Below are 18324 nucleotides of genomic sequence, written 5' to 3' on the forward strand. Positions count from 1 at the left end.
CCCTGTCAAGACCCCGTAATGTTGGCTGTGTGACCGTGAACGCTGAAACCCACGCCGGTGGCAACACCTGGCGAGACCTGCCCGCGGCGCAGCAGCCTGACTGGCCGGACCAAGAGGCTCTGCGCGATGTGATCGCGGAGCTGGAGTCCTATCCGCCGCTCGTCTTCGCGGGTGAGTGCGACCAGCTGCGCGAGCGTCTGGGAGCCGTCGCCCGTGGTGAGGCGTTCCTGCTTCAGGGCGGCGACTGCGCGGAGGCCTTCGACGCCGTGTCCGCCGAGCACATCCGGAACAAGCTCAAGACGCTGCTGCAGATGGGCGCCGTCCTGACCTACGCCGGGTCCGTCCCGGTGGTCAAGGTCGGACGGATCGCCGGCCAGTACAGCAAGCCGCGCTCCAAGCCCACCGAGACCCGTGACGGGGTGACCCTGCCGACCTACCGCGGCGACTCCGTCAACGGCTTCGAGTTCACCCCCGAGGCCCGGATCCCGGACCCGCAGCGGCTGAAGCGCATGTACCACGCCTCCGCGGCGACCCTCAACCTCGTGCGCGCCTTCACCACCGGCGGCTACGCCGACCTGCGCCAGGTGCACGCCTGGAACCAGGACTTCGTGAAGTCCTCGCCGTCCGGGCAGCGCTACGAGGCGCTGGCCCGCGAGATCGACCGTGCGATGAACTTCATGAACGCCTGCGGGGTGGACCCGGAGGAGTTCAAGACGGTCGAGTTCTTCTCCTCGCACGAGGCGCTGATCCTGGACTACGAGTCGTCGCTGACCCGCGTCGACTCGCGAACCGGCAACCTCTACGACGTCTCCGGCCACATGGTCTGGATCGGCGAGCGCACCCGTCAGCTGGACGGGGCCCACATCGAGTTCGCCTCGCGCATCCGCAACCCGATCGGCGTCAAGCTCGGCCCGACGACCACGCCCGAGGACGCGCTCACGCTGATCGACCGCCTCGACCCGGACCGTGAGCCGGGCCGGCTGACCTTCATCACCCGCATGGGTGCCGACAAGATCCGCGACAAGCTCCCCGAGCTGGTCGAGAAGGTCACCGCCTCCGGTGCGCAGGTCGCCTGGATCAGCGACCCGATGCACGGCAACACCTTCGAGGCGGCCTCCGGCCACAAGACCCGGCGCTTCGACGATGTGCTGGACGAGGTCAAGGGCTTCTTCGAGGTCCACAAGAGCCTCGGCACCCACCCGGGCGGCATCCACGTCGAGCTGACCGGCGACGATGTCACCGAGTGCGTGGGCGGCGGCGACGAGATCTTCGTCGACGACCTGCACCAGCGCTACGAGACCGCCTGCGACCCGCGGCTCAACCGCAGCCAGTCGCTGGACCTGGCGTTCCTGGTGGCGGAGATGTACCGCGACCAGTGACCGTCGGCTGAGCGGAGTGGCCGAGCGGGAGTGAGACGGGAGTGAGAGTGGGGCGTGGATCCTGTGATCCGCGCCCCACTGTGCTGTCCGGGGCGGCCGGGCGTTGAGACCCCGCTCCGGGCCAGGTAAGGTAAGGGTAACCTCACTCAAGATCAGCCGGCCTGATCGGTGAGTCTCTGATCGACAGATCGACAGGTCGACAGATCAACGAGTCCTGGAAGATCCCTCCCCGAGCCGCTCCGAAGAGGTGACACCGCGTGTACGTCTGCTCTTGCTTCGGGATCACCGAGCAGCAGGTCCGCGAGCACGCGGAATCCGGCGCCTGCACGCCTCGTCAGATCGCCTCCGCCTGTAAGGCCGGCACCGACTGCGGCAACTGTGTGCGCCGAATCCAGGCGCTGCTCGGCCGGGGCAGCTGCCCCCGCCGCGAACTCATCGACCAGGGCGCGTCCGACCCGCTGGCGCCGGAGGGTGCGGCACCGCTCGGGCCGCGGGGCGCGGAGGTGGGCGCAGAGGCGCCCGCGGCGCTCTCGGAGGCCGCGTAGCCCCCAGGGCCGTAGCCCTCGGAGTCGTAACCCTCAGGGCCGTAGCCGTCGGGGTCGTAGCCTTCCGGGCGGCCCGGGGAGTCGCCGGGGGTGTCCGGGGAGCCGCCGGGGGGAGCCGGGATGTTGTCCCCAGGGGTGTTCCCAGGGGTGTTCCCAGGGGTGTGCTGCCGGGTCCCGCCGTCGCGGCCATCGTGTGCGTCGTCGCTCAGCTCGGCTGCTCGATCACCTGGGCGATGTAGAGCGCTTCGCCGAGCTTGTCGACCAGCTCCAGCTGGGTGTCGAGGTAGTCGATGTGGTGCTCCTCGTCCGCGAGGATGCTCTCGAAGATGTTCGCCGAGGTGATGTCGCCCTTGTTGCGCATCAGCTCGATCCCGCGCTTGAGCCGGTCGATGGCCTCGACCTCGATCTGCCGGTCGGCCTGGAACATCTCGGTGACCGTCTGGCCGACCCGTACGTGGAACAGCCGCTGGTAGTTCGGCAGGCCGTCGAGGAAGAGAATCCGGTCGGTGAGCACCTCCGCGTGCTTCATCTCGTCGAAGGATTCGGCGCGGGTGTACTTCGCGAGCTTCGTCCAGCCGAAGTTCTCCTGCATCTTGGCGTGCAGGAAGTACTGGTTGATCGCGGTCAGCTCGGCGGTCAGCTGCTCATTGAGGAATTCGAGGACCTCGGGGTCGCCCTGCATGGCTGCGGGCTCCTTCCACGCGAGTAACTGGGCAGGTGCCGCGCATCCTCGCACCGGGCGGAGCGAGACGTCCAGTAAGTTCACGCTTAGTACGAGTTGTCTGATTCGCTCCATCCCTGGTCATCGGCACCCCTGCCGGTCTGACAACATGGGGGCATGGGTCAGCCGGAAAGCCGCGAAAAGGAGCATCCTCAGCTGCCTCCGGGGCAGCGGCTCCAGCGGGGCTGGCCGGTGACGCACTACGGTCCGGTGCCGAAGTTCCGCGCCGAACGCTGGGAGTTCCGGGTCTTCGGCGCTACCGCGGACGGCGAGAAGCGCTGCTGGTCGCACGAGGAATTCACGGCACTGCCGTATGCCACGGTCGTCGCCGATATGCACTGCGTGACGAAATTCAGCATGCTGGGGGCCGAATGGGGCGGGGTGCTCACCAAGACCATCCTGGATCTCGCGCCGCCCGCGCCGGATGCCACCCATGTCATGGTGTGGGCCGAATACGGCTTCAGCTCGAATCTGCGGCTCGCGGATTTCGCCGCGGAGAAGTGCATCTTCGCCACCCACCGCTCCGGCGAACTGCTCACCGCCGAGCACGGCTTCCCGGTCCGCCTGATCGTCCCGCACCTGTACGCCTGGAAGGGCCCCAAATGGGTCCGCGGCATCGAATACATGCGGGCCGACCGCCGCGGCTTCTGGGAGGAGCGCGGCTACCACAACCTCGGCGACCCGTGGAGTGAACAGCGCTACTCCTACCAGGAGGAGCCCGGCGAGGGCCCCGAGCTCTAGCGAGGGCCTCCAGCCGGACGCCGCCCCTCGCCGGGGTACGGAATACCTGCCGGGTTCGGAATGCCTGCCCGGGTTCGGAATGCCTGCCCGGGGTCGGAATACCTCCCGAGGTTCGGAGTACTTGCCAGGGTCGGAATGCCTCCCGGGGGTTCGGAGTACTTGCCGGGGGCGAAATACCTCCCGGAGATCGGAATACCTCCCGCCCCCGCCGCGTTGTGGACCCGCAGGGGGGCCTCGTGACCCCTACGGGATCTGTTCGAGCGTCCCCTACGGGTCGGGCCTCAGCGACCTCGCAGCTGCTTGAGGCGGGCCACGTCCGCCGCATGCCCTTCCTTGCCGCCCGGCGTCTCCACGATCAGCGGCACCCCGTCCGTCGCCGGGTGCGTGAAGAGCTCCGCGAACGCTTCGGCACCGATGTGACCCGCGCCGATGTTCTCGTGCCGGTCCTTGTGGGCGCCCACCACGTCCTTGGAGTCATTGGCATGGATCAGCCTCAGCCGTCCCGCGCCGGTGACCTCCACCAACTCGTCCAGCAGCGCCTTCGTCCCGCCCGGCGCCGCCATGTCGTGCCCGGCCGCGAACGCGTGACAGGTGTCGAGGCACACCCCGAGCTTCGGATGCCGGTCCAGCGCGTCGAAGTACGGCCCGAGGTCCTCGGCCCGCGCGCACAGTGACGCGCCCTGCCCCGCCGTGGGCTCCAGCAGCAGCCAGGGGTCATCGGGGTGTTCCAGCTCGTCGAGCAACGGCCGCATCCGCTCTCTGACCTGCGCCATCGCCACGTCCCGGGGCCGGCCGCCGGTCGCCGACCCGGTGTGCACCACCACCCCGAGTGCGCCGATCTCCCGGCCGCGCCGCAGTGAATGGCGCAGCGAGGCGACCGACTTGTCGACCGTCTCCCCGGTGTGCGAGCCGAAGTTGATCAGATAGGGAGCGTGGACGTACACCGGCATCCCCTGCTCCGCACAGGCCGCCCGGAACGCCTCGTCCTGCCCGGGGCTGCCCGGCAACGTCGCCCAGCCACGCGGGTTCGCGACGAAGACCTGCACGGCCTCGTCACCCATCTCGCGGGCGTACGGAATACCGGTCTTCGCCAGACCGCCGGCCACCGGCACATGGCCACCGACCGGATTACGGGCACGGGCGCGCTGCTCGGCGCCCTCGGGGAAGGGGGATCTGCTCACCCTCCCAGGGTGCCAGGCCCCTGACGGCGGCTGCCGGGGCACCCGGTGGTTCCTGGGGTCCCCCTAGGGGGCGGTCGAACAGATCCCCTAAGGGGAGCGAGGGCCCCCTGCGGGGCCACAACCGGATGGGGGTGGGAGGTATTCCCGGAGTCTCGCGATGCCGTGACGACACGGGGTGGGCTAGCCGTGACGACACACAGGGTGGGCTAGCCGTGACTACACAGGGTGGGCGTGGCGGCAGGGGGAGAGGTCTCCTTCGAGCCTGGGTGACGGCGGAGGGCCTGGGGGCGGCGGGGGGCTAGAGAGCGCCCTTGAGCTTGATGGTGATCGTGCCGCCCTTCGGTGCCTGCTGGCCGGCCTCGACCGACTGCGAGTCGACCTCGTCCTGGGGGAAGAGCCACGGCTTCCGCACCTCGACCCGGAAACCGAGCGCGGTCAGCTCCCGCTTCGCGTCCTCGGTGTGCTTGCCGGTGACGTCCGGGACGGTGACCATCTCCGGGCCCTTCGACAGCGTCAGCGTGACCGTCTCGCCCTTGCCGAGCCTGCCGTCCGCACCCGGGCTCTGCCGGGCCACGGTGCCCTTGTCCTGCGGCGCGAAGACCGGCTGGTCCGCGAACCGCACCTGGAAGCCGGCCGCGCGCAGCGTGGCCTCGGCGTCCGCGCGGCCGCTGCCGATCACACTCGGCACCTGGACCGCGGAACCCCGGCTGACGGTCAGTGCCACCGCCGTATCGGGCTGCCGCTTGCTGCCCGCCACCGGGTCCGTACGGATCACCGACCCCTTGGCGACCTCATCGCTGAACTCCCGGCTCACCGTGCCCGGCACCAGACCGTGGTCGCGCAGCCTGCGCTTGGCGTCCGCGAGCGGTGTGCCCGACAGGTCCGGGACGCCGACGATCTCCGGACCGCGGGAGATCACGATCGTCACCGTGCCCGTACCACGGATCCGCTGACCGGTCCCCGGCTCGGTACGCATCACATGACCGCGCGCCACGTTGGCGCTGAAGTCACGCTCGACCTTGGCCCCCAGCCCCGCGTCCCGCAGTGTCTTCTCGGCCGTGGCCTGCGGCATGTCCAGTACCGCCGGAACGCTGGTGAACTGCCCGGCGCTGATGTACCAGACCCCCGTGCCCACCCCGAGGACCAGCAGAACAGCCGCGATGACGGTGGCCAGCCGGTGCCGCTGCAGCAGCCCGCCGAGAGCCGCCGGGGAGGCAGGGGAGACAGGGGAGGCCGGGGAAGCGGGCGGCGGGCGCAGCCGGGTCGTCTGCTCCGCCGGCGGCACCTCCAGCACGCTGGTGCGGTTCAGCTCGGCCTCGTCCGTCCCGGGCAGCGGCAGCTGTCGCGGTATCACGTCCGTGGGCTCCGACCCGTCGCCCGCCCCCGCGGCACCGGGGCCGTCCGCGGGCACCTCCCTGGCCTGCGGCGGTACCACGTCCAGCTGCTCGTCGGTGAGCCCGGCACGGGCCTCCCGCGCCGAGGACAGCAGTGCCACCGCGTCCTGCGCGCGCTGCTGCGGATCGCGGGCGGTGGCCAGCGCTGCCAGGGCGTCCAGCTGGGGCGCGAGCCCGGGCACCAGCCCGGAGGGCGGCAGCACGTCCTCGTGCAGATGCTGGTAGAGCACCTGTGCCACCGAGCCGCCGGTATGCGGCTTGCCGCCGGTCAGCATCTCGTAGAGCACCACGCCACAGGCGTAGACGTCGACCCGGGCGTCCGCGGTGCCGTGCTCCAGCTGCTCGGGCGCCAGATACGAGACGGTCCCCAGGACGGAGCCGGTCGTCGCGGTGGTGTTGGTGTCCACCGCACGCACCAGGCCGAAGTCGGCGACCTTGACCCGGCCGTCGTCGCCGATCAGCACGTTCTCCGGCTTCATGTCCCGGTGCACCAGCCCCGCGCGGTGTGCGGCGCCCAGGGCGGCCAGTATCGGCTCCAGGATGTCCAGCGCGGCCCGCGGCTGCAGCGCGCCCCGCTCGCGCAGCACGTCGCGCAGCGTGCAGCCGGCGACGTACTCCATCGCCAGATAGACGTACGTCCCGTCCGTGCCCTGGTCGAAGACGCCCACCACATTCGGGTGCGCCAGCCGCGCGACCGACTTCGCCTCCCGGATGAAGCGCTCCACGAACGCCCCGTCCGTGGCCAGGCCGGGGTGCATCACCTTCAGCGCGAGCACACGGTCGAGACGGGTGTCCACGGCCCGGTAGACCGTGGCCATCCCGCCCGCGGCGATGCGCGCCTGGACGTGGTACCTGCCGTCGAGCAGTCGGCCCACGAGGGGGTCTTGGAGCGTCGTATCCACGGAAGGGGAGTCTATTCGTAGGTCGCCGTGGCGCCGTAGTGGCCGGAGGTGGCAGCGCTTACACGGGGCTAGAAGGCGGGCCGTTCGGGGTCGAGGTCGGCCACTCCTTCCGCCGGTGAGGACGCCACCGCGAAATGGCGACGGGGAATTCGCCCCGCCCGGTATGCCAGGCGGCCGGCCGCCACCGCCTGGCGCATCGCGCCGGCCATCAGTTCCGGTTCCTGGGCGCGGGTCACCGCGGACGCCAGCATCACCGCCGCGCAGCCCAGCTCCATGGCGAGGGCGGCGTCCGAGGCGGTGCCCGCGCCGGCGTCCAGGATGACCGGGACACCGGCCCGTTCGGTGATCAGCTGGAAGTTGTGCGGGTTGCGGATGCCCAGGCCGGAGCCGATCGGCGAGCCCAGCGGCATGATCGCGGCGCAGCCCACGTCCTCCAGCTTGCGGGCCAGCACGGGGTCGTCGTTCGTGTAGGGCAGCACCGTGAAACCGTCGTCCACCAGCGTCTCGGCGGCGTCCAGCAGCTCGACGGGATCCGGCAGCAGGGTGCGCTCGTCGGCGACGACCTCCAGCTTGACCCAGTCCGTGCCGAGCGCCTCCCGGGCGAGCCGGGCGGTCAGCACCGCCTCGCCCGCCGTGAAGCAGCCCGCCGTATTGGGCAGCACGCGGATGCTGTGCCGTTCCAGTACGGACAGCACCGAGCCGCGCACGGTCGGATCCAGGCGCCGCATGGCCACGGTCGTCAGCTCCGTGCCGGAGGCGAGCAGGGCGCGTTCGAGGACGTCGAGGCTGGGCGCGCCGCCGGTGCCCATGATCAGGCGGGAGGTGAAGGCGGTGCCGGCGAGGGTGAGGGGGTCGGGGGCCGCGGAGGGCGCGGGGACCGTCCCCGGGGAGATCGCCGCATCGGACATCGTTGTATCAGCCATATCGGGCAGAGTCTTATCGGGCATATCGGAGGGTCAGCCTCCCTGGACCGCGGTCAGTACCTCGACGCGGTCGCCGTCGCCGAGCGGGGTGGCGGACCACTGGGCGCGCGGTACGACGACATCGTTCACCGCCGCGGCCACCCCGGAGGGCGCCGTGGACAGCGTCGCGACCAGCCGGTCGAGGGTGAGCCCGCCGGGGATCTCGCGGGGCTCGCCGTTGACGGACACCGACAGGGCGGGGAGAGGGGGACTCACGCGGGAACTCATACGGACTGTTCCTCCAGGAAGCGGGGGCGCTCGGTCCCCGGAGCGGTGACGGGGGTGCCCCCGAGCCGTTCGGGCGTGGGGGAGAAGCGCGCGGGGGTGAAGGGACGGGCCTCCTCGGGCAGGCTCCCGGTGGCCAGCACCTCGGCCATCGCCTCACCGGTGACCGGCGTCAGCAGCACACCGTTGCGGAAGTGGCCGGTGGCCAGATGGAGGCCGGGCAGTTCGGCCGGCCCGAGGAGCGGGGCGTTGTCGGGGGAGCCGGGGCGCAGCCCGGCACAGCTCTCCACGAGCGGCAGCTCGGTGATGCCGGGGACCAGTTCATGGGCGTCCCGCAGCAGCTCGTAGACCCCGCCGGCGGTGACCGTGGTGTCCCAGCCCAGCTCCTCGCTGGTGGCCCCGACGACCAGTTCGCCGTTCTCCCTCGGCACCAGGTAGAGGGGGTTGCCGCGGACGACGGCCCGTACGGTGCGTGACAGGAAGGCGGGGGAACCGGGAGGCACGTCCGGCAGCCGCAGCCGCAGCACCTGGCCCTTGACCGGCCGCACCAACGACCGCAGCTCCTCGGGCACACCGGCCAGCCGGCCGCTGTGGCTCCCCGCGGCCAGTACGGTCTGCCCGGCCGGTACCCGTGTGCCGTCGGCGAGCCGGGCGCCCGACGCGCGGCCGCCGTCGACCATCAGCCGCTCGGCCCGGCTCCGGTGGAAGACCACCCCGGCCCGCTCACAGGCCGTCAGCAGGGCGCTCGCCAGCCGCCGGGGGTCGGCCTGGTGGTCGCCGTCGACCCGCAGGCCGCCGCGTACACCGGGGGCCAGTATCGGCTCCAGACGGCGGCACTCGCGGCCGGTGAGCCACTGCGAGTCTAGGCCTGAGCGGACCTGGAGGGCGTGCAGTTCGCGCAGGTGGGCGCGGTCGTCGGCGTCCAGCGCGACGGCCAGGGTGCCGCACCGCCGGTAGCCGATCCGCTGCCCGCTCGCCTCCTCCAGCTCCTCGGCGAACCGCGGGTAGCGGCGTGCCGAGACGAGGTTGAGGCCCAGCAGGGTCTGCTCGCCGTAGTGGAGCTCGGTGACCGCGGCCAGCATCCCGGCGGCGACATACGTGGCGCCGCCACCGGGCGCGGGGTCGGCCAGCGCGACGGTCAGTCCGCGGCCGGCCGCCCGCCAGGCGGTGACCAGGCCGATGACGCCGCCCCCGATGACGAGCACATCGGGGTGCCCGCTCACGGACGGCGGTGGTGCGGTGGTGGCTGGTGTGACAGTCACCGCAGGCGGCTGTGCCGCGGACGGTGTGACGGTCACCGCAGGCGGCTGTGCGTCGGACGGTGTGGCTGTCACCGCAGGCGGCTGCCCGGTGGACGGTGTGACCGTGACGGCAGGTGCGGTTGCAGGTGCGGTTGCAAGTGGATGCATGGGCGTTCAGCCCCTCCCTTCGCCGGCATGACCCGGATCAGGTTCGTACGGTCGGAGGCCGGTCAGCCTCCCTCTCAGCCCGGTGCGTCCGGGCTCCCGCGAGTGCGTGTGCCCGTCACCCTAGTACGGGGGCGCGAGGTGTCGTAAGGCGACGTCCGGGGGCGCGTGCGGGCGCCCCGGCGTGCGGGATACGGTTCCGCGCCCCGCGGCAGGGGCGTGACGGTGTGTCAGAGATCTCCTTGCGTGCCGCGTGAGCGGTCCGGCGCACCGGCCTAGAGTGATCGGGTGAGCGAGCAGAGCAGCGAGCAGCGCAGTGGTCCGAGCACTGGCCGGAGCACGCCCTCCCCGTCCCCGGACCAGCCGCCGCGGGTGGTGATCGTCGGCGCCGGAATCGCGGGGGTGCAGACCGCGGTCGCGCTGCGCGAACAGGGCTGGCGCGGCGAGATCACTCTGTTCGGCGACGAGCCCCACCAGCCCTACGACCGGCCCCCGCTGTCCAAGTCGGTGCTGCTGGGCAAGGCCGACGGCTCCGCCTTCGACGTGGACTTCGCCGGGCTCGGCATCGACCTCCGCCTCGGCTGCCGGGTGACGGCTCTGGTGCCGGACGACCACCGGGTGGAGACGGCCGAGGGCCCGGTCCGCTACGACCACGCGGTGATCGCCACCGGCGCCGTCCCGATCACGCTGCCCGGCAGCGAGGGTCTGCCCGGCGTCCACCTGCTCCGCACCCTCGACGACGCCGAGCGGCTGCGGCCGGTGCTCGCCGCCCGGCGCCGCATCGTGGTCGTCGGGGCCGGCTGGATCGGCGCCGAGTTCGCGACCGCGGCGCGCGAGGCCGGCTGCGCGGTCACCGTCGTCGAGGCCGCCGACCGGCCGCTGGCCGGTGCGCTGCCCGCCGAGGTCGCCGACCGGATGACCGCCTGGTACGCGGACACCGGTGCCGAGCTGCGGACCGGCGCCCGGGTCGCCTCCGTCACCGCCGGGGCGGTCACTCTCGCGGACGGCACCACGCTGCCCGCCGATGCCGTGGTCGTCGGGATCGGCGCCCGGCCCGCCACCGCCTGGCTGGCCGGCTCCGGCGTGGAGATCTCGCCCGAGGACGGCTCCGTGCTCGCCGACGAGCGGCTGCGCACCTCCGCTCCCGATGTGTACGCGGTCGGCGACTGCGCTTCCTTCCCGTCCGCCCGTTACGGCACCCGTCTGCTGGTCCACCACTGGGACAACGCACTGCAGGGCCCCCGGGCGGTCGCCGGGACCATCACCCGGGGCGAGGCCGGGGGAGCGGTCTACGACCCCGTGCCGTACTTCTGGTCCGAGCAGTTCGGCCGGTTCGTGCAGTACGCCGGCCATCACGGGGACGCCGACGAACTGGTCCGGCGCGGTGATCCGGACACCGCCGCCTGGTCGGTGCTCTGGCTGCGCGGCGAAGGGGGCCCGGGCGAAGCGGGCCCGGGCGAAGCGGAGCCGGATCGGGGCGGTGGCGGGCGACGGGCGGGCGGACGCCTGGTCGCGCTGCTGGCGGTGGGGCGGCCGCGGGACCTCGCCCAGGGCCGCAAGCTGATCGAGCGGGGCGCACTCCTCGACCGGGACCAGGCGGCGGACGCGGCCGTACCGCTGAAGGACGCCGTCCGGTAGCCGTGGTCACTCTCCGGGGTGCCCACCGCCCCTGATGGCGATGCCCGGCTACCGACTGTCAGTGCGAGGTGGCAGGCTTGTCCTGTGACCGAGATTGACGCAAAGATCGATGGACTCGTCCCCGCCTGGCTCACCCTCCCTGACATCGCCGAACAGCTCGGCGTCGAGGTGACCCGCGTGCGACAGCTGGTCAAGGAGGGCCAGCTGATCGCGGTGCGCCGCGGCGAGAACAGGGCGCTCCAGGTGCCCGCCGATTTCATCAAGGACGACAAGGTGGTCAAGGGCCTCGTCGGTACGCTCACGCTCCTCAAGGACGACGGCTTCACCGACGAGGAGATGCTGGAGTGGCTGTTCACCGCGGATGAGACCCTGCCCGGTACCCCGGCGCAGGCGCTGCGCGAGAACCGCGGCACGGAGGTGAAGCGCCGGGCCCAGGCGCTCGCCGTCTGACCCGCACGGTGCGGCGCACTCCGGAAACGCGACCGCACCGCCATTCGTGACCACATCCGAGGGGTGTACGGACCGGAAGGCCCGGTCCGTGCACCCCCGACCTGGGGGGTTCCGCCCGATGACCACCGCACGACAGGCCCCGACGACCACCGCACGACAGGCCCTGTCCGACGCCCGCCTCTACCTCTGCACGGACGCCCGAACGGCCCAGGGCGACCTCCCGCAGTTCCTCGACGCGGTGCTCTCCTCGGGCGTGGACATCGTCCAGCTGCGCGACAAGGGCATGGAGGCCGGCGAGGAGCTGAGGCACCTGGAGGTGTTCGCGGACGCCTGCCGCCGGCACGGCACCCTGCTCGCGGTGAACGACCGCGCGGATGTCGCCCATGCCATCGGCAGCGAGGTGCTGCACCTCGGGCAGGGGGATCTGCCGGTCCCGGCCGCCCGCGCCATCCTCGGCCCGGACGTCCTCATAGGCCGCTCCACCCATGCCGAGGCCGAGGTGGACGCCGCGATCGCCGCAGCCGGCGTGGACTACTTCTGCACCGGCCCGTGCTGGCCCACGCCCACCAAACCGGGCCGTCATGCTCCCGGCCTCGACCTGGTCCGTTACGCCGCGAAGCGCGCTCCCGAACGCCCCTGGTTCGCCATCGGCGGAATCGACGCCGGCAATCTGGACGAGGTGCTGGAGGCCGGTGCCCGCCGCGTCGTGGTGGTCCGGGCCATCACGGACGCCGACGACCCGGCCGCCGCGGCCGCCGCCCTGTCCCGGCGCATCCGCACCTGGCACACCTAGAGATCTGGCCTGGTGACGGCGCCATGGGCCGGGAGATGTCCAGCCAGTGGACAAGGAAGCGGATCAACCAGGCATTACGTCGAAGCCGGTTGGTGTGTGCCCGGCCGCTGGTTAACCTGCCGGTATGGCCCTAGGTACAGCTTCCACCAGGACTGATCGCGCGCACACGGTGCGCGAACTGCTCGCCTCAGGCAAGCAGTCCTACTCATTCGAGTTCGCCGCCCCGAAGACCGAGAAGGGCGAGCGGACCCTGTGGAACGCCATTCGCCGGATCGAGGCCGTCGCCCCGACCTTCGTCTCCGTGACGTACGGCGCCGGCGGCACCTCCCGTGACGGCACGGTACGCGCCACCGAGCGCATCGCCACCGACACCACCCTCACTCCGGTCGCCCACCTGACCGCGGTCAACCACTCCACGGCGGAACTGCGCAACATCATCGGCCAGTACGCCGACGCCGGGATCCGCAACATGCTCGCGCTGCGCGGCGACCCGCCCGGCGACCCCATGGGCGAATGGGTCAAACACCCCGACGGCCTCGGCTACGCCGCCGACCTGGTCGAGCTGATCAAGGAGTCCGGTGACTTCTGCGTCGGCGTCGCCGCCTTCCCCGAGATGCACCCGCGCTCGACGGACTGGGACACCGATGTGGCCCACTTCGTCAACAAGTGCCGGGCCGGCGCGGACTTCGCGATCACCCAGATGTTCTTCTACCCGGAGGACTACTTCCGGCTGCGGGACCGGGTCCGGGCCGCAGGTTGCCCGACACCGATCATTCCGGAGATCATGCCGGTCACCAACGTGCGCCAGATCGAGCGGTTCGCGCAGCTCAGCAACGCCGCCTTCCCGCCCGAGCTCGCCGAGCGGATCCTCGCCGTCAAGGACGATCCGGCGGCGGTACGCTCCATTGGCATCGAGTACGCCACGGACCTGTGCGCGCGTTTGATGGCCGAGGACGTTCCCGGGTTGCACTTCATTACCCTGAACCACTCCACGGCGACCCTGGAGATCTACAAGAATCTGGGACTGCACCAGCGGTCCTGATCACGGTTGGCCGGTCACGGTTGGCCGGCGAGCGGCGGAAGTAGGGGCGGATATGGGCTGGACGATCCTCTATATCGCGTTCGGCCTGGTCGCCCTGTGGCTGCTGGGTGAGGTGCTGCTCCAGTACAAGGCCCGGCTGCGCTGGCGGCTGCTCGCCTTCACCGGCTTCCTCGGTGTGGTCGTCGGCGTCATCATCCCCTCGGTGATCGTGATCGGGGTGGGCCTGATCGCCTTCGCCACCGGCCAGACCCTGGTGACGCTCTCCTTCAAGCGCGGCTTCACCACCGGCTGGGCCCTGGGGGGCAAGCCCGGCGAGAGCCGGCGCCGCCGGGCCCGGCCGTCCGCCCCGCCCGCCGCCGCCGAACCGATCCTCCAGGTTTCGGAGGTCGAGCCGGTACCGGCCGGCGACGCGCCCGTCGGCGCCTCGGGCCCGGGCCCCGGCGGGGGCGGCCAGGACGCCTTCGGGCCGGACGCCGCCGGTCCCTTCGGGCCGGAGGCCGCCGGTCAGGACACCTTCGAGAGCACCGGGGGCTTCCGGAACGACGGCGGTTTCGCGGGCAATGGCGGTTACGCGGGCGACGGTGGCTTCGGGGGCGATGGGGGTTTCCGGGGCGACGGCGGTTTCGCGGACCAGGGCACCTACGCCGGTGAGGGCACCTACGCCGGTCAGGGCGCCTACGGCCACCAGTCCGGCGACCAGCGGACGAGCGGCACCCACCGCGGTCAGGACCCGTACGAGGACCCGCAGGACCAGAGCGTCTTCGCCACCCAGGCCTTCCCCATGCCGCCCTACGACGCACCGTACGACGCGCTGTCCACCGCAAGCGGGGGCTCCCCGGCGCGGGCCGACGCCACCGCCGTCTACGCCCCGGAGCCGCTGCCCGAGGAGACCGGCCAGTACGGCATCTACAGCACCGACGCCCGCGGCCTGCGGACCGGCTATCCGGACCACGACGGCTACGGCAGCAGCACGGCCGCCGAAGGCGCCGGCGGCTCGGGGGGTGACGGCAACGGCTATGTATACGGGGGAAGTTACGGTCGGCCCGCGGCCGGTGAGGACGCCTACGCCGACCCCTACGCGGCGTACGGCGACGGCCGGGAGCAGCAGTCGGCGTACGCCGACCCGTACACCGACACCCCGCAGCACACCGCGCCGTACGACTCCTACGCGCAGCACGGCTCCTACGCACAGCCTGACCCGTACACCCAGGCGCCCTACGGAGCGGACCCCTACGGGGGCCAGGGCGGACCGCTCGACCAGAGCCCCGGCCAGGGCTACGGGGAGACGGCGCCCGGCGGCTCCTGGGTCCCCCAGCAGCGCGATGGTGACATCCCGCCCGAGCAGCCGCCCTACCCGCCGTACCAGCAGCAGGGCTACGACGGGCAGCAGTACCGCTACTGAGCTGCGCGGGCCGCCCGACGCAGGGCCGTTCTACTCACCGCAGGGCCGTTCTAGCCAACGCAGGGCCGTTCCACGTGTCTGCGTGGAGAGCCCTGCCAGTGGCGTCCAGTGGCCGCCCAGTGGTCGTTACGTGGAGCCGTGCCAGTCGTCGCCGTTCACGATCAGGCCTGCGACCAGGGCGCCGGACATCCCCGCATGCGCCGGCCCGCCGCCCGGATGCGACCGGCCGCCGACCGCGTAGAGCCCCGGTATGCGCGTGCGGTTGCCGGGCCGCAGGAAGCGGCCGTCCCGGCCCGCCAGTGCCGGCCCCGCCGCCGCACCGCTGTCCGCGGGCGGCAGAACCTCCCGCCACAGCATCCGCTCCCGCAGCCCCGGGACCGCCGCCTCGGCGACCTCGGTCAGCCGGTCCGCCGCCGCCTCGGCAGTGGCAGCCTCCCGCCAGTCCACCGGGCCCTGCGGGGCCACCGTCGCGGTCAGCGTCACGGCCTCATGGCCCTCGTCCGGCCGGGTGGTGGGGTCGTCCGGGCGCAGCACCGTCACCGTCGGCCGCGCGCACGGCGTCCGCGGACCGGGACCGTCCCCGAACACGCCCGCCAGCTCCGCGGCGCGGTCCGCCGCATGGACGACGGTCCGATGCGCCGCGCCCGGCTCCTGGGCCCCGCGCAGCGCCAGACAGACCGTGAGCCGTCCCGCCGCCCCCTGGCCGGGGCCGTCCTGCGGCCGCACATCGTCCTCCCCATACGGCTGCCGTCCCGCGAGGAGCGCCGGCAGCCGGGCCGGATCCACCCCCGCGACCACGAACTCCGCCTCATGAACCCGCCCGTCGGCCAGTTCGACGCCCGCCGCCCGGCCGGCCTTCTCGACGATCCCGGTCACCTCGGCACCGAAGCCGAACTCGACCTTCCGGGCCAGGCAGCGCTCGTACAGCGCGTCGGCCAGCGCCCGCACTCCGCCGCGGACGTACCAGCTCCCGAAGGTCTGCTCCATGTACGGCAGGACCGCCGCGCTCGCCGGGGCGCCGCGCGGGTCGAAGCCGTACGCCAGCGCGTGGCTCTCCAGCAGCGCCACCAGCCGGGGTTCGGCCAGCTCACGGCGGGCGACCTCGGCGAGCGTGGCGGTCGTGGGCCGCTTGCTCCGGCCGAACAGCGCGCGCCGCCGGTGCACAGCGGGGTACGGATCGCGCCCCAGCACCCGCCAGTCCTGCCACAGCGGCTCCTCCAGGAGCGGCCGGCGGGTGGCGTCCCAGGCCTCGCGGGCCCGGCCCACCAGCGCGCTCCAGCGCTCACCGGCACCGGCGCCCAGCGCCTCGTCCAGCGCCGTGAGGACACCGGCGCGCGAGGCGTTGGGCAGCGAGACCGCCGTCCCGTCGGCGAAGACATGACGGCTCGCCGGATCGACCTGCGCCATCTCTACGCAGCTCTCCAGGGGCTCCCGGCCGGTCTTGACGAACAGATCGCGGTACACCGCCGGCAGATGCAGCAGACCCGGGCCGGTGTCGAACGTGAAGCCGTCCCGCGCCAGCCGCCGCACCCCGCCGCCATGCGTCGCGCCGCGCTCGAACACCGCCACCCGGTGGCCCGCGACGGCCAGCCGGGCGGCGGCCGCCATGGCGCCCATCCCAGCGCCGATCACCGCAATCCGTGCCATGCCTGCGACTTTATCCGGCGCCACTGACAACGCCCGCCCGGAGGCCTGGTCCGGTACCGGCCCCCGGCCCGGCCTGGTCCGGTACCGCCCGGCCTGGTACCGCCCGGCCCTGCCCTGTCCGGCCTCGTCCGGTACCGCCCCGTGTGCGCGGCCTCAGCCCGTCGGTGGCACCGTGGCTCCGCCGACCGCGGCCGACCGCTTCTCCGCCCGCCGCGCCCGACGGCGCCGCAGGTACCGGCGGATCCGCGACCACAGCACGATCACCAGCGTGATGCCGGCGGCCAGTAGTACGCCCGCGATGACCGCGGCGGCCACGGGATGGAAGACCGCGAAGGCGATGATCCCGGCGACGCCCAGGTCCTCGAGGACGCTCACCACGATGTTGCTGGCAGGCTCCGGCGAGGTGTTCACCGCGATCCGCATACCCGCCTTGACCAGGTGGCTCAGCAGCGCCGTGGAGCCGCCCACGGCACCCGCCGCCAGCTCGGGCAGCGAGCCCTGGTGCCCGGCGAGCAGCGCCGCCACCACCCCGCCGGCGACCGGCCGGATCACCGTGTGCACGGCGTCCCAGACCGAATCCACATAGGGGACCTTGTCGGCGACCGCCTCGCACAGGAAGAGCACCCCGGCCACGATCAGCACATCGGGGCGCTGCAGCGCCGCCGGCACCTCGTCGCTGACACCGGTCACGCCGAGCACACCGAAGAGCAGGACCACGGCATAGGCGTTGATCCCGCTCGCCCAGCCACTGGTGAAGACCAAAGGAAGTACGGACACGACGGAGATCGTAGGCCGCGCCGCGGCCCTCTTGGTGCCCGGTGCTCAGGTTTGAGTATCCGTACTCAGACGCCCAGATGAGTAGGTACGCGGATGGGCCGGCAGCGGCCCGGACGGAAGAGTGGGAGCCACGGAAGGGAAGCGGCACCGCACCGCCGGCACGGGGCGGCGGAACGGCGCGGTTCCCGTCCGTGACGGGGGAGCACGGGGGAAGTACGGGGGCTCCACGGGGGAGTACGGGGGAGCACGGGGGAAGCGCTGTCCTGGTCGGATCGATGGGGGAACGATCCGCGCCAGGGCAGCGCGCTTTCTTCGCGGTTTTCCGGCGCGGGCCCATGAGAGCGCGCCCCCCGGTACCCGGCCGCTGCCCGGCCGTGAGGGCCCTACGAGGGGCGGCCGCTGACCCGCCCCTGCAAGAGCCTCGACAGCGCGGCGTGCACCTCGTCGATGGACCGGTCCGGCTGGTACGACTGCCAGTCCAGGGCGGCCACCAGCACCATCCCGAACAGCGCCGAGGCGGTCAGCGGGATGTCGATCTCCTCGCTCAGCTCCCCGTCGGCCACTGCCTCCCGCAGCACGTCCTCCACCACCGTGATGGCCCGTCCGCGCACCACCATCAGCGTCGACTGCCAGGCCCGGTTCGTGCGCCACAGCTCGGCGACGTACAGCTGGGTGAGCGCCGGGTAGCGGGAGATGAAGTCCAGGCCGGCCCGGATCATCGCGTCCAGCGCGTCGATCCGGCCGCCGCCGCGCGCGGCGACCTCCTCCGAGGCCGTCTGCAAGGAGGTCGCCAGCAGCTCGATGCCGTGCCGCAGCAACTCCTCGAAGAGGACGTTCTTGCTCGCGAAGTTGTAGTAGACGGTGCCCTTCGCGACGCCCGCCCGCTCGGCGATCTCGTCCACGGTGGTGGACGAGAAGCCCTGTTCGGCGATGAGCGTGACCGCGGCCTCGAAGAGCTTGCGCCGGGTGGCGTCGCGGCGTGTAGTGGAGCTGTCCATGTGGGTGATTGTGCCGGTCACCGCGGAGCGTGTGTGCACAGCTCCTCGTCGTCCGGCTGCCGTGGCCGCCGCCCGCCGCCGCCTCGCGCGCCGACGTGCAGGTCAGGACCGATTGTCAGTG

17 protein-coding genes and 1 riboswitch are annotated in these 18324 nt (G+C 72.3%); of the genes, 8 read left to right on the forward strand and 9 right to left on the reverse strand.

Going from position 1 to position 18324, the window contains the following annotated elements:
* The first annotated feature begins 29 nt into the window (after window positions 1-29).
* Both AZE13_RS17295 and AZE13_RS17300 read left to right on the forward strand, forming a co-directional pair.
* Window positions 30-1379, forward strand: a complete 1350-nt coding sequence (locus AZE13_RS17295) for a class II 3-deoxy-7-phosphoheptulonate synthase (RefSeq protein ID WP_066932078.1) — start codon at window positions 30-32, stop codon at window positions 1377-1379.
* Between the two features lie 257 nt (window positions 1380-1636).
* A complete protein-coding gene (locus AZE13_RS17300; protein ID WP_066932080.1) occupies window positions 1637-1924 on the forward strand; it encodes a bacterioferritin-associated ferredoxin in 288 nt (95 codons plus the stop codon).
* A gap of 205 nt (window positions 1925-2129) precedes the next feature.
* Here AZE13_RS17300 and bfr read toward each other — a convergent pair whose 3' ends face one another.
* Window positions 2130-2606: a bacterioferritin gene (bfr, locus tag AZE13_RS17305; protein ID WP_066932082.1), complete on the reverse strand. Its 477-nt coding sequence runs from the start codon at window positions 2604-2606 to the stop codon at window positions 2130-2132.
* 156 nt (window positions 2607-2762) lie between these two features.
* Here bfr and AZE13_RS17310 point away from each other — a divergent pair, with 156 nt between their 5' ends.
* Window positions 2763-3386, forward strand: coding sequence for a sulfite oxidase-like oxidoreductase (locus AZE13_RS17310; RefSeq protein WP_066932084.1), 624 nt, complete (start codon window positions 2763-2765; stop codon window positions 3384-3386).
* Between the two features lie 281 nt (window positions 3387-3667).
* On the opposite strand, the gene AZE13_RS17315 is transcribed toward AZE13_RS17310, so the two are convergent.
* From AZE13_RS17315 to thiO, 5 genes are all read right to left on the reverse strand, one after another.
* The gene (locus AZE13_RS17315; RefSeq protein ID WP_066932086.1) at window positions 3668-4567 is read right to left on the reverse strand and encodes a deoxyribonuclease IV; all 900 of its coding nucleotides are present in this window, start codon (window positions 4565-4567) and stop codon (window positions 3668-3670) included.
* A gap of 298 nt (window positions 4568-4865) precedes the next feature.
* Window positions 4866-6863 carry a Stk1 family PASTA domain-containing Ser/Thr kinase gene (gene pknB / locus AZE13_RS17320; RefSeq protein WP_066932088.1) on the reverse strand — a complete coding sequence of 666 codons (1998 nt, stop codon included), beginning with the start codon at window positions 6861-6863 and terminating at the stop codon, window positions 4866-4868.
* A gap of 68 nt (window positions 6864-6931) precedes the next feature.
* Entirely contained in the window at window positions 6932-7771 is an 840-nt protein-coding gene (locus tag AZE13_RS17325; protein ID WP_066932090.1) for a thiazole synthase, read from the reverse strand.
* 48 nt (window positions 7772-7819) lie between these two features.
* Window positions 7820-8041 carry a sulfur carrier protein ThiS gene (gene thiS / locus AZE13_RS17330; RefSeq protein WP_258527851.1) on the reverse strand — a complete coding sequence of 74 codons (222 nt, stop codon included), beginning with the start codon at window positions 8039-8041 and terminating at the stop codon, window positions 7820-7822.
* An 8-nt stretch (window positions 8042-8049) separates the two neighbouring features.
* Window positions 8050-9312 carry a glycine oxidase ThiO gene (thiO, locus tag AZE13_RS17335; RefSeq protein ID WP_066932093.1) on the reverse strand — a complete coding sequence of 421 codons (1263 nt, stop codon included), beginning with the start codon at window positions 9310-9312 and terminating at the stop codon, window positions 8050-8052.
* 144 nt (window positions 9313-9456) lie between these two features.
* A riboswitch (TPP riboswitch) is annotated at window positions 9457-9569 on the reverse strand.
* Between the two features lie 259 nt (window positions 9570-9828).
* Here thiO and AZE13_RS17340 point away from each other — a divergent pair.
* The 5 genes from AZE13_RS17340 (at window position 9829) to AZE13_RS39280 (ending at window position 14781) form a co-directional block, all read left to right on the forward strand.
* On the forward strand, window positions 9829-11094 hold the full coding sequence (locus AZE13_RS17340) for an NAD(P)/FAD-dependent oxidoreductase (protein ID WP_066932096.1): 1266 nt from the start codon (window positions 9829-9831) through the stop codon (window positions 11092-11094).
* Window positions 11095-11178: 84 nt separating this feature from the next.
* The gene (locus AZE13_RS17345; RefSeq protein ID WP_066932098.1) at window positions 11179-11544 is read left to right on the forward strand and encodes an Rv2175c family DNA-binding protein; all 366 of its coding nucleotides are present in this window, start codon (window positions 11179-11181) and stop codon (window positions 11542-11544) included.
* 118 nt (window positions 11545-11662) lie between these two features.
* A complete protein-coding gene (thiE, locus tag AZE13_RS17350) occupies window positions 11663-12337 on the forward strand; it encodes a thiamine phosphate synthase (protein WP_066932100.1) in 675 nt (224 codons plus the stop codon).
* 124 nt (window positions 12338-12461) lie between these two features.
* Window positions 12462-13379 (forward strand): methylenetetrahydrofolate reductase [NAD(P)H], encoded by a 918-nt coding sequence (gene metF / locus AZE13_RS17355; RefSeq protein WP_066932102.1) that lies wholly within the window; start codon window positions 12462-12464, stop codon window positions 13377-13379.
* Between the two features lie 52 nt (window positions 13380-13431).
* Window positions 13432-14781, forward strand: a complete 1350-nt coding sequence (locus AZE13_RS39280) for a hypothetical protein (RefSeq protein ID WP_066932104.1) — start codon at window positions 13432-13434, stop codon at window positions 14779-14781.
* Between the two features lie 126 nt (window positions 14782-14907).
* On the opposite strand, the gene AZE13_RS17365 is transcribed toward AZE13_RS39280, so the two are convergent.
* The 3 genes from AZE13_RS17365 to AZE13_RS17375 all read right to left on the reverse strand — a co-directional run bounded on the left by AZE13_RS17365 (window position 14908) and on the right by AZE13_RS17375 (window position 18203).
* Window positions 14908-16428, reverse strand: coding sequence for a phytoene desaturase family protein (locus AZE13_RS17365; protein ID WP_079124099.1), 1521 nt, complete (start codon window positions 16426-16428; stop codon window positions 14908-14910).
* A 153-nt stretch (window positions 16429-16581) separates the two neighbouring features.
* Window positions 16582-17205 carry a DUF4126 domain-containing protein gene (locus AZE13_RS17370; protein WP_066932106.1) on the reverse strand — a complete coding sequence of 208 codons (624 nt, stop codon included), beginning with the start codon at window positions 17203-17205 and terminating at the stop codon, window positions 16582-16584.
* Between the two features lie 383 nt (window positions 17206-17588).
* Complete coding sequence (locus AZE13_RS17375; RefSeq protein ID WP_066932698.1) at window positions 17589-18203, reverse strand: TetR/AcrR family transcriptional regulator; 615 nt, start codon at window positions 18201-18203, stop codon at window positions 17589-17591.
* Window positions 18204-18324: the final 121 nt, after the last annotated feature.

Source organism: Streptomyces sp. NBRC 110611, assembly GCF_001590865.1.
In the GTDB taxonomy this organism is placed as follows: Bacteria; Actinomycetota; Actinomycetes; order Streptomycetales; family Streptomycetaceae; genus Streptomyces.

Excerpts from the sequence above, each read along its gene's own strand:
- bfr (WP_066932082.1), bottom strand. The coding sequence starts at position 2,606 with ATGCAGGGCGACCCCGAGGTCCTCGAATTCCTCAATGAGCAGCTGACC.
- AZE13_RS17310 (WP_066932084.1), top strand. The coding sequence starts at position 2,763 with ATGGGTCAGCCGGAAAGCCGCGAAAAGGAGCATCCTCAGCTGCCTCCG.
- AZE13_RS17325 (WP_066932090.1), bottom strand. The coding sequence starts at position 7,771 with ATGTCCGATGCGGCGATCTCCCCGGGGACGGTCCCCGCGCCCTCCGCG.
- thiE (WP_066932100.1), top strand. The coding sequence starts at position 11,663 with ATGACCACCGCACGACAGGCCCCGACGACCACCGCACGACAGGCCCTG.
- metF (WP_066932102.1), top strand. The coding sequence starts at position 12,462 with ATGGCCCTAGGTACAGCTTCCACCAGGACTGATCGCGCGCACACGGTG.
- AZE13_RS39280 (WP_066932104.1), top strand. The coding sequence starts at position 13,432 with ATGGGCTGGACGATCCTCTATATCGCGTTCGGCCTGGTCGCCCTGTGG.
- AZE13_RS17365 (WP_079124099.1), bottom strand. The coding sequence starts at position 16,428 with ATGGCACGGATTGCGGTGATCGGCGCTGGGATGGGCGCCATGGCGGCC.
- AZE13_RS17375 (WP_066932698.1), bottom strand. The coding sequence starts at position 18,203 with ATGGACAGCTCCACTACACGCCGCGACGCCACCCGGCGCAAGCTCTTC.